Below are 10,979 nucleotides of genomic sequence, written 5' to 3'. Positions count from 1 at the left end.
TGCAAAGGTAATATGTAAAGCCTTTTAGTAAGACTTATTTTATCTGTAGAGTTTTTTAGTAACGTATCAAAAAAGTGTAAAGTAAATTTAGGCATAGTCAATTCATGCCTAGGAATGATTGAAAATACGCCGGCTTTTGATCAAAAGCTGGCGTATATTGATCAAAAGCCGGCGTATTTTGGCGAGTGGTTTATAATGAATTTTAGTTGTTTTCTAAATCTTTGATTTGCAGTAAGATATCTTTTATGGTTTTCATGTCTTTCTTGTGTTTGGAAATACCAAGACTTAAGCCAGTAAGAAGACCTACCAGAGATCCGCATGTAATACTAATGATAAAATCATTGTCATCTTGAGGAAGAACGAAGAATATTTCGGCAAAGAACCAAATAACCCAGAACGCTAAAATCGGCATCATAATTTTAAAGGACTGGAGCGTCTCTTTTTTCAATAATAGGACACTTTTCCCACATTCAACCAGATTTTCATTTAATAATGTCTGGATGTGTGCCAGTTTCTTTTTGTTCCGGTTCAGTTTTACTAGGCAAGCCAACAGGAATAAGACAGTACCTGTTGCCAGCCAGTAAGAGAAACCTACCAACGTAAAGAAAAAGAAACAATATGGAATTCCGATGGTCGCTACAATAATCATGATAATTGCATCTTTATGCATCTTTGATACTTTCTGTTGCATGGCTTGCCGGATCATATTATCATTGATGATCGTTTGTTTTTCTAATTTCTCTTTCAATAAACAGATTTGCTGTTTCATTTCTTCCAATTCAAAGGATGTGATATATTTTTCCATGATGAAAATTGTTTTACTGATTAGACATTTTTTTGAGTTCTTCTTTGATACGATAAAGCCGTACGGATACGTTTTTGGCAGATATACCGACGATGGCACCGATTTCTTCATAACTGAGATTTTCGAGCCATAACAGGATAATGGCTCTGTCGAATAAGCCAAGTCTGTTTACTCGTTCGTAGAGCATTCTGATTTGCAAAGAGTCTTTGTCGTTGTCTTTGTAGAGGTTGATATTCATCTTCAGCGGAATCGTTTGTGCGCGACTTCGTTTTTTTCGATCAAACGAAATGCAGGTATTGAGGCTCACTTTCCACACCCACGTTTTGATGTGACTTTGACCGCGGAAAGAAGAAAACCCTTTCCATAAATTGACTAAAATCTCCTGAAACAAATCATTGATTTCCTCTGCATCCTTAGAGAACATATAACACACGGTATAGATGGTGTCTTTCTGCTCTTTTACTATTTGTGCAAATTCTGTTTCTAATTTTTCCATTGTTTTTCGTGATTAGAATTTTATTTATTCTATTAGACGCATGTGGCTTGCCAAAACTACAAAAAAATGGAATAAAATAAGGGGAAAGGAGAATTTACCGTAATTTTGCATGCGTTATAGAAAAGAAAAAGGAATATATGATCAAGGCTGTGTTTTTTGATATCGACGGGACGTTGGTAAGTTTTAAGACGCATGTGGTGGCAAATTCGACAGTTGAAGCCATCCATCAGTTACGGACAAAAGGAATCAAGGTGTTTATTGCAACCGGACGGCAGTTACAGTGTATAGATAATTTAGGAAATTTGGAAGTCGATGGTTATGTGACATTAAACGGTGGCTATTGTATTGCCGGAAAAGATGAAGTAATCTATAAACAGGCCATTCCGAAAGAAGACATTCATTCGATGTTAGAATATCAGCGGACAGTACATACATTTCCCTGTGCTTGTGTGACGGAGGATGCCATTGTCTTGAATTACCGAAACGAGTCTGTGGATGCTTTGTATGAACAAATACGTTTGAAGGCTCCAGAAATCGGACCGATTGAAACTCTTGCTGATAAAGAGATTTTTCAGTTGATAGCCTTTTTTACGGCAGAAGAGGAAGAACAGATTATGGCTTCTATGCCGAATAGCCTGGCTGCTCGCTGGAGTCCTTATTTTGCTGATGTGGTAGCGAAAGGTTGTACCAAGGCGGTTGGTATTGATCGGATCATAGAACATTATGGAATAGCCTTGGAAGAAACGATGGCATTTGGAGACGGAGGTAACGATATAGCCATGTTACAGCATGTAGGTATCGGAGTCGCCATGGGAAATGCAATGGACGATGTGAAAGCTTCGGCTGATTTTGTGACAACAAGTGTTGATGAGGATGGCGTTGTCGTTGCTTTACGTCATTTTGGATTGATCTGAGCCATGATTTGTGGTTAAAATCCACAGATTGTACCAAAAGAAATCTTAAATTCACGTTCTCTGTGTTAATGCCAAAAACTCAAACTGCTGATTTTGAGTATAGTCATGATTTTAGACAATTTCTGGTATGTGCTTTGTCCTATGTTTAGTGACGAGAGTCAGAAAAGAAATGTTGAATTTAAAATGTTTGAAATTATGAAAAAGGTATTAGTTGCAGTAGCATGTTTGATGAGTGTAGGTAGTTTCAGTGCATTCGCTTCAGAAACAAGTGTTGATTCTGTAATGGTAGTGAGTGAAGTGGCTCAAGATGATTTCGTCAAAGTAGAAGTGAAGGATTTGCCCGAAGCAGTGACACAGGCGGTTGAAAAAGCATATCCTGACTATACGGTGAAAGAGGCTTTCGTTGCTGAAAAAGAAGATGGAAAACAATACAAGGTAACCTTGGTATTGGAAGAGGAAGAAGTAACGGCCCTCTTTAAAGAGAATGGTGAAGAAGTGAAATAACCTGTTTCCCTTTTTATAAAAGAATAACAAGCCGGTCGCTTTTCGGAGCACCGGCTTGTTGCTTTTGTACTTAGTTCGTACCACCGCCTAACGCATTATATAGATTAATGGTAGATTGCAAAATCGTAAAGCTGTCAGAAGCTAAATTCTGTTGGGCATTTAATAACGATTGGCGTGCTGTCAGTAATTCCAGATAAGTTGCATTACCCGTTTTGTATAACGATTCTGCCGTTGTTACTGATCGCTCTAGTTCCTGACATTGTTTTTGATGACTGTCAAAACTCTTTTGGGCAGATTCGGTTGCAAACAAGGCATCGTTTACTTCTTGACCTGCGTTTAACAGTGCTTGCTTATAATTGAGAAGAGCAATCTGTTCTTCATCTTTTGATACCCGCAGGTTAGAAATGAGTTTTCCTTGATTGAATATAGGTTGTGTCAACGAAGCAATGGCTGACAGAATCCAACCTCCAGGGTTTGTTACGACCTCTCCTAAAGAATTTGTCCATCCGGCACTACCGGAAAGAGTCAGATTCGGATAGAAGGCAGACCTGGCTTGGTTGGTACTATAATATGCACTGGCCAATTCCATTTCAGCCTGGACTACATCCGGGCGTTTAGACAACAGACGTAATGGAATCCCAATACTACCTGTTTCCGGAAGTTGTTGTTCTGCCAAAGATGTTCGTTCGATATGTCGGGATGTAATACCTAGAAGTGAACACAAAGCATTTTCTGTTTCATATAATTGCTTCTGCAAGTCTGTCAGAGAAGCTTCTAATTCATATAAACTGGCGCGGGCTTGTGTTACGGCATTTTCTGTTTCTTCTCCTACTTTAAAGCGCGATTCCAGTAATCGGACTTGCTCTTTCCAGACATCCAGTGTTGAGGTTGTCAGATCGATTTGATCATCCAATAATAGAAGCGTATAATAACTATTGGCAATATTGGCAATTAAATCCGAACGGACTGCCAGTTGATAAGCTTCTTGCTGCAACAGGGCTGCTTGGGTCTCTTGCTTAGCATTACGCAGTTTGCCGAAAAGATCAATTTCCCAACTGGCTTGTATGGGTAACTCATACGTTTTGACTGCTTTGCTTCCATCTGTACGGCTCAAGGCGCCTTGTGGCGATAAAGAAAGTGACGGCAAGAATGCCAACCGAGCAGCCTGTAATTGAGAGCGGGCTTGATCAACACGCAGTAAAGCTATTTGCATATCCGTGTTGTTTTCCAAACCTAGTTGTATGAGTTGCTGGAGTTGAGAATCTTGAAACAACTCTTGCCACGGAAGATCTCCCAGACAAAGAGAGTCGTCTGAGGCAATAGGTGTTTGCCGGTAGAGGCTGTCAACAGGCAATCCTTCGGGCCGTTGGTAATTTCGGTAAATATGGCAACTGTTCAGGAACAGTAGGCCTACTACTAATATATATATACTATTTCTCATAATTTTCTATCTGCTTTTCTTTTTCCCATAATTCGTTCTTCCAAATATTGAAAGGTTATAAAGAAGGCGGGTGTGACAAAGAGCAAGGCTATTGTTCCGATGATCATACCGCCAACAGCACCGACTCCCAAAGAATTATTCCCGTTGGCTCCAACACCCGAAGCGAACATCAAAGGCAACAGACCGAATATCATGGTGAGGGCAGTCATCAGGATCGGACGTAAACGGACTCCGGCAGCTGAGATGGCTGCTTGCGAGAGCGACATGCCTTCTTTTCTTCGTTCAGTCGCATATTCCGTAAGAAGGATGGCTGTTTTCGACAATAATCCAATTAACATGATTAATCCGGTTTGCAAGTAAATGTTATTTTCGATACCCCATATCCTGGCAAACAGGAAGCTTCCCATTAAGCCAAATGGAACGGATAGGATCACAGCCATCGGAATGAACAGACTTTCATAGAGCGCGCAGAGGATCAGGTAAATGAATAAGATACAGATTCCGTAAATGATAACGGTATCGTGTGAATTGGCCATTTCCTCTTCTTCACGAGTCATACCGGAGAATTCATATCCGTAACCGGTGGGTAATGTCTGGGCTGCTACTTCTTTGACGGCGTTGATGACATCGCCTGAACTGTATCCGCTGGCAGGCATTCCCTGAACATTGATGGACGAGAACATGTTAAAGCGTGTCAGTGATTCCGCTCCGTAAGTCTTTGTCAGCTTTACAAACTGACTGACGGGTGCCATGCCTCCTGTTGTTTTGACGAATACATTATCAAGTGACTGCATGTTGTTTCGACTTTCTGATGGAGCCTGGATAATTACCCGGTACAATTTTGTAAAGCGGTTGAAGTTAGAAGCGTAGATACTTCCAAAATAACCGGACAGGACGGATAATACTTCTTCTGTCGTTGTTCCAGCACGTTGGCATTGTGCCTCGTCCACATCAACTCGGTATTGAGGAAATTTGGCACTGAAAGAAGTATAAGCCATTTGGATCTCAGGCCGTTGGTTTAAGACAGCCAGGAAGTTATTGGTTACTTCGCTAAGTGCGTCAATTCCTTTTCCTCCACGGTCTTGCAGGTAAAGTTCGAAGCTGTTACCAGTTCCGTATCCGGAGATCATAGGAGGGGAGAAGACGAAAAGGTTCATATTCTTGATATGCGATGTCCGTCGGTATATCTCAGCCGAAATGGCATCTACGCTGTTCTCTTTCCCAGGACGTTCATCCCAATGTTTCAATTGGACGATAAACATACCGTGTGAAGCACCACTACCGGAACCCATACCGAAACCGGCTACTTTATTGAAGTCGGCTATCTGTGGAATTTCCTGTAGTTCCTTTTCTACTTTTCCCATGATACTGACAGTTTCAGCCAGGGTACTGCCTGCGGGTGTATCGATACTGACGAAAATAGAACCTGTATCTTCCGAAGGAACCAAGCTGGTCTTGGTGGTATTCATGAAGTAGAACAGAAGACCTACCGCTGCAGCGAAGGCACTCCATGCCAACCATTTCCGTTTGATCAGGAATTTAACTCCGTTCTTGTATTTAAGGACAATTTGTCGGAACGATGATTCGAATGCCATACGGAAGCGGGTAGAGAACTCCGGCTTTTTCCCCTCTACCAGAATTTCATTAGGGCGGAGGATTAAGGCACAGAGTGCGGGCGATAAGGTTAGAGCATTAACCGCCGAGATACCTACCGCAACAGCCATGGTGATACCAAATTGGGTATAGAATACACCCGATGTTCCTCCCATGAATGAAACGGGTACGAATACAGCCATGAAAACTAATGTTGAAGTTACGATGGCTGAAGAAATACCAGACATGGCATCGATTGACGCTTTGTAGGGCGAACGGTATCCTTCGTCGAAACGTACCTGTACGGCTTCTACTACAATAATGGCATCATCTACAATCGTTCCGATGGCAAGTACCAATGCAAATAGGGTTAGCAGGTTGATACTGAATCCGGCGATGTACAGGAATGCAAACGTTCCGATGAGGGAAACGAATATACTGATGGTCGGGATGAGTGTGGAACGTGGATTCTGGAGGAATACATATACAACGAGTACAACGAGGATGATGGCTTCGAGCAACGTCTTGATCACCTCGTGGATAGAGGCGTCAAGGAAGTTTTTCGTACTCATCAGTTCGACAACTTCCACATCCTTGGGCAGTGATTCCTTGAGGGATTCCAGGTATTTGTCGATGTTGGTGATGATTTCGTTGGCATTGGTTCCGGCTGTTTGGTTGACCATACAAGTACTTCCTGGTGCTCCGTTGACAGCTCCGGTGTACGTATAACTCTGGGATCCTAATTCAACCGTGGCAATATCTTTTAATTTCAGTACGCGTCCGTCTTCATAGGCCCGGATGACAATTTCCTCAAATTCCTGTTCGGTTTCAAGGCGGCCTTTGTATTTTAAGGTATACTGATATACATTCTTTGAGTCCTCGCCGATAGAACCGGTAGAAGCTTCTATGTTTTGACTTGACAAGGCCGCTTCTACATCGCTGGGTTCAAGTTCGTATTGGGCCATGATATCCGGTTTGAGCCAAATACGCATGGCATAGTCACCGCCCATGATGTTGACTTCTCCCACACCTGTGATACGTTGTAGCTGAGGCTTAACGTTAATGCTCAGGTAATTGGTCAGGAAGGTTTCGTCGTACGTACCATTGGGGCTGTAGAGTCCGAAGATCTTCAGCATACTGTTCTGTCGTTTCATGGTAGTGACACCTACTTTGGTCACTTCGGCCGGTAACAATGAAGTGGCTGTGGATACTTTGTTTTGTACGTTGACGGCTGCCATATCAGGATCACTTCCTTGCTTGAAGTAGACGGTGATTTCTGCACTTCCGGTGTTACTGGCAGTTGAGGTCATGTAAGTCATGTTCTCTACACCATTGATAGCTTCTTCCAGCGGCACGATCACACTTTTCTGTACAGCTTCGGCATTGGCTCCACTATAGGTTGTCGAAACACGAATGGTTGGTGGAGCAATATCGGGATATTGTTCGACTGATAACGCATAAAGCCCTATTAATCCCGCTACCAGGATGACTACAGAGATCACCATGGATAGGATGGGGCGGTCGATAAAGTGTTGTAGTTTCATGTTTTATTCCTCCTCTGTATTAGGTTTTACGGCAGAAGCAGCAACGATGGCTCCGTCTTTCAGTAAACCGGCTCCTTCGGATACAATCACGTCACCTGCTTGAAGTCTGTCTTCTACGATGTATTCTTTGCCGTCGTTGATTTCAAAGACTTCGATCGGGGTTGATTCCGCCTTTCCGTCTACTACTTTATAGGCGAAGATGCGGTTTTGTATTTCGTAAGTTCCACCTTGAGGGATGACGAGGCACTGTTGCCGTTCGTAAGGAATGATGACGTTGGCCGAACCGCCACTCATCAACCGTTTCTCCTGGTTATCAAATACAGCCCGAAGACTGACGGTTCCGGCAGTCTTGTCGATCAGTCCACTGATGACATCTATTTTCCCCGTATGCTGGTAGACCGATCCATCATTCAGCTCTAATTGAATGGGAGGAAAGGAGAGTAGGGCACTGTCAAGAGAACCGTATTGGGCGGTGAGTGAGAGGACTTGCTTTTCCGTCATGGAGAAGTACACGTACATTTGCGAGTTGTCTGAAACTCGGATCAGTGGTTCCGTCATTCCGGAGGTTACCAGTGCCCCGATACGATAGGAGGTCATGCCTGCATATCCGTCCACCGGACTTTTGATTTCGGTATAGGAAAGGTTATTACGGGCATTCACTAACTCTGCTTGGGCTTGCATCAAGCTGGCTTGGGCACTTTGGTAGTTGTTGCGCGCGGTGCGCAGTTCAAAGTCGGAAATAACCTTGTCTTTATAGAGCGATTCTTTCCCTTCGAGGGTTAGTTTCGCTGTGGCTTCGTTTGCCTCGGCTGTGGCAACAGAGGCTTCTGCCTGCTTTAATGCTGCCAGGTAAGGTACCTGGTCGATTACAAACAAGACTTGTCCCTTGCTGACCCGTGCTCCTTCTTTTACACATACCTCGGTAATGGTTCCTGATACTTGCGGACGGACTTCAACATCTTGTTTTCCTTCTATGACTGCTGAATATTTAACCGATAATTGTCGGTTTTCTGGTTTCAATGTCAGGAGTGGATAGTCTGTTTGTCCTCCTTGTTGAGGCGTTTGGCTTTGGCAGCCAACCAGCAACGCCATGTAACCTAAACCTAAAACTAAATAACTTTTTGCCTTCATATTTTGTATGTTTGTTGTTCTTCGGATGCAAAAATAAGGGCGAACCTTTTGCATTTGTTTGGTCAAATAGCCCAAGCATTTGTCCAGATGGAACGGCATTAGATTTTATTAGTAAAAGGCATGTCTATTTAGCGCAGACTTTTGTCTATTTCAGACAAAGGCTTTTTATCTTTGTCTGCGTGGTTGTTTGTTGAATGAAATGTATGATGATGACACAAAAAGATCTATTTCCGCTATTTTCTCCTACGTGCAGTCTGGATGGCTGTGTCTTGCTGTTGACTTCACGTGAATTGGTCCGGCTAGTGAACAGACCGGTAACGGATACTCGTATGTTTTTGCTGGTGGGAGCCGGCAGACTTTCTCTTCGTATCAACGAGGTGGCTTATGAGATGAAAGCGCATTTCTTCCTGGACCTGCTTGAAGGTGTCAGGGTAGAGATATGCGACCTCAGTACCGATCTTCAGGCGTGGTGCTTAATTCCCAATTATACTTTTGCCAAGGCTTCTCTCAAGAATCTGCGTCCTGGTCCTGATCATTACTTGATCGATCGCCTGCATCGTCCGGTTTTATCACTTACAGACGGGCAATTTGAGTATTTGGAGCGTCAGATGGAGATTCTCAAATCTACCTTGGCTTCGCTTGATCATTATTACAGACGGGAATTGTTATTGGTATATTTCAAGAGTTTCATGCTGGAAGTAGGCCAGATCATGCTGGAACGGAGCCAGACGGATAACCGGTTGCCTCCGGTAATCAGTAAGCGCGATTGGGTGATGATGGATTTCATGAAACTGGTCTGGCAACATGTTGCGGTTGAACATCAAATTGACTTCTATGCCGACAAGCTTTGTATCTCGACAAAGCATCTGTCTCGTTTGGTCAAGGAAGTTTTGGGCAAGACACCGCACGAAGTGATTTGCGACGAACTGATCAAGCGGGCCACCGAGCGCCTCGACGATGAGAGCATCCCCGTCAGCCTGATTGCCGAAGAGCTGCATTTTTCCGACCAGGCTGCCTTCTGCAAGTTTTTCAAGAAGCATCATGCTGTTTCTCCCATGGAATACAGGCGGAAATTGAGGATGGAGCATTGAGAAGGCTCCATACCGTTTTTGAACCGGATACGATAATTTTGTAAAGAATATTTCAATCTTTTTTGCCTTCTCGGATAAAAACCTTATATTTGCGACAGATACCAAAAAGGAAATGACAATGCCGCTTCTCAATAGCACAAATATCTCTCGAAGTTTAACATCTTTTACCGCCGAATGTTTGGTGGTGCGGGATAATTGTGTAGCAAGCAAGCAAGCAAGCAAGCAAGCAAGCAAGCAAGCAAGCAAGCAAAGTCTATAATAGAGAAATAGTTGGAGCGAAAGCCCGGCTGGTTTCATTTGCCGTGGGATGTTCTCCCATGGCCGATGAAGCCGGCCGGGCTTTTTGCGTTTTTATTCATTCTTAAAATTAAAATGCCATGGCAAATGTATTGAAAGGTTGGTTGGCCGACAATACCGTCACGACCGACAACAAAGACGACAAAATCCTGGTGCTGGAATCGGCAGGTAGTTTAACCGAGAAAGACATCTTCGAACGGATGATGCACGAAATCACGGGTTTGAAAGAAGAAACCCTCAACCACGCGGTGACCCTCTACAACCGGATCATTATGGAAAGCCTCCTCAATGGTTACACCGTCAACACGGGGCTGTTCTACGCTTCGCCTTCGTTTCAGGGGGTAATCGACGGAGGTGTCTGGAACAAGGAAAAGAACTCCATCAAGGTGAATTTTCAGCAAGGCAAGACTTTGCGCGATGAGATTGCCCAGACGAAGGTCGAAATCCTGGGCGAAAAGGCGGATATCATGTACGTGATCGAAGTAGAAGACAAGAAGACCGGTTTGAAAGACGGTACAGCCTCACCCGGGTTCGGCTTTGTCATCAAGGGGCGCAACCTCAAGGTGGGTGGCACCGACGAGTCTGTGGGTGTTTACCTGATCAACGAATCACAGTCGGCCGAGAAACTGCCCGACTACCAGATCATCAAGAACATGCCGTCCGAACTGATTATCCAGATCCCGACCGGTTTGCTGGACGGGCCTTACACCCTGCGCATTACGACGCAATATAGCAGTTCGAATGCCAAGCTGAAAGTCCCCAAGACGCTCGATTATCCGTTGACGCTTGTCAATGAATAGTTGTCAAAAAACGTCCCTCAGCTCTAAGGGAGAACCTCCCTCCGGGTTGAGGGACGCTTTCCCTTCGGACTGAGGGAAGTCTTCCCTTAGAGTTAAGGGAGACTCTCCCTTAGGGCGGAGGGTGATTACTCTTCAAAACGAAGAAGAGAATAAAACCACAGAAACAAACGGTCTTTGAAAGAAGGTATTCTTTCTCTTACGCTTTGTTTCTGGGCTTAAAACAGAATACTAACAATTAAACTTAGAAACACGTATGAAGAAAAGATTTTTACAAATGGTGAAGAAGCGGGTACTTTCCTTGCGGTTGTTCCCGCTTTTGGTATGTTTAGGCTTTTTGATCCCGGCGGTGGGCTGGGGGCAAGA

The 10,979-nt window shown here is 43.8% G+C and carries 9 protein-coding genes; 4 read left to right on the top strand and 5 right to left on the bottom strand.

Going from position 1 to position 10,979, the window contains the following annotated elements; translation table 11 throughout:
• Positions 1 to 202: 202 nt before the first annotated feature.
• Together MUN53_RS17520 and MUN53_RS17515 are read right to left on the bottom strand one after the other, a co-directional pair.
• Positions 203 to 805 carry a hypothetical protein gene (locus MUN53_RS17520; RefSeq protein ID WP_243326674.1) on the bottom strand — a complete coding sequence of 201 codons (603 nt, stop codon included), beginning with the start codon at positions 803 to 805 and terminating at the stop codon, positions 203 to 205.
• A 13-nt stretch (positions 806 to 818) separates the two neighbouring features.
• On the bottom strand, positions 819 to 1,301 hold the full coding sequence (locus tag MUN53_RS17515; protein ID WP_022456116.1) for an RNA polymerase sigma factor: 483 nt from the start codon (positions 1,299 to 1,301) through the stop codon (positions 819 to 821).
• 137 nt (positions 1,302 to 1,438) lie between these two features.
• On the opposite strand from MUN53_RS17515, the gene MUN53_RS17510 reads away from it, so the two are divergent.
• Together MUN53_RS17510 and MUN53_RS17505 are read left to right on the top strand one after the other, a co-directional pair.
• On the top strand, positions 1,439 to 2,215 hold the full coding sequence (locus MUN53_RS17510; protein WP_243326673.1) for a Cof-type HAD-IIB family hydrolase: 777 nt from the start codon (positions 1,439 to 1,441) through the stop codon (positions 2,213 to 2,215).
• A 195-nt stretch (positions 2,216 to 2,410) separates the two neighbouring features.
• Positions 2,411 to 2,719 carry a hypothetical protein gene (locus MUN53_RS17505; RefSeq protein ID WP_022456118.1) on the top strand — a complete coding sequence of 103 codons (309 nt, stop codon included), beginning with the start codon at positions 2,411 to 2,413 and terminating at the stop codon, positions 2,717 to 2,719.
• 70 nt (positions 2,720 to 2,789) lie between these two features.
• Here the strand turns inward: MUN53_RS17505 and MUN53_RS17500 are convergent, their stop codons facing one another.
• From MUN53_RS17500 to MUN53_RS17490, 3 genes are read right to left on the bottom strand one after another with little or no spacing between them, the layout of a single operon-like run.
• Complete coding sequence (locus tag MUN53_RS17500; protein ID WP_243326672.1) at positions 2,790 to 4,160, bottom strand: efflux transporter outer membrane subunit; 1,371 nt, start codon at positions 4,158 to 4,160, stop codon at positions 2,790 to 2,792.
• Positions 4,157 to 7,297 (bottom strand): efflux RND transporter permease subunit, encoded by a 3,141-nt coding sequence (locus MUN53_RS17495; protein ID WP_243326671.1) that lies wholly within the window; start codon positions 7,295 to 7,297, stop codon positions 4,157 to 4,159. Before MUN53_RS17495 ends, MUN53_RS17500 begins: the two co-directional genes overlap by 4 nt.
• A gap of 3 nt (positions 7,298 to 7,300) precedes the next feature.
• On the bottom strand, positions 7,301 to 8,428 hold the full coding sequence (locus MUN53_RS17490; RefSeq protein WP_243326669.1) for an efflux RND transporter periplasmic adaptor subunit: 1,128 nt from the start codon (positions 8,426 to 8,428) through the stop codon (positions 7,301 to 7,303).
• A gap of 203 nt (positions 8,429 to 8,631) precedes the next feature.
• Here MUN53_RS17490 and MUN53_RS17485 point away from each other — a divergent pair, with 203 nt between their 5' ends.
• Both MUN53_RS17485 and MUN53_RS17480 read left to right on the top strand, forming a co-directional pair.
• Positions 8,632 to 9,519, top strand: a complete 888-nt coding sequence (locus MUN53_RS17485; protein ID WP_243326668.1) for a helix-turn-helix domain-containing protein — start codon at positions 8,632 to 8,634, stop codon at positions 9,517 to 9,519.
• 377 nt (positions 9,520 to 9,896) lie between these two features.
• Positions 9,897 to 10,616 carry a DNA-binding domain-containing protein gene (locus MUN53_RS17480; RefSeq protein WP_243326667.1) on the top strand — a complete coding sequence of 240 codons (720 nt, stop codon included), beginning with the start codon at positions 9,897 to 9,899 and terminating at the stop codon, positions 10,614 to 10,616.
• The last annotated feature ends 363 nt before the right edge of the window (positions 10,617 to 10,979 follow it).

It is taken from the genome of Parabacteroides faecalis (genome assembly GCF_022809355.1).
GTDB classification, from domain to species: domain Bacteria; phylum Bacteroidota; class Bacteroidia; order Bacteroidales; family Tannerellaceae; genus Parabacteroides; species Parabacteroides faecalis.
The sequence above is the reverse complement of the archived record's forward strand: the minus strand, read 5'-3'. Positions and strand labels throughout refer to the sequence as shown.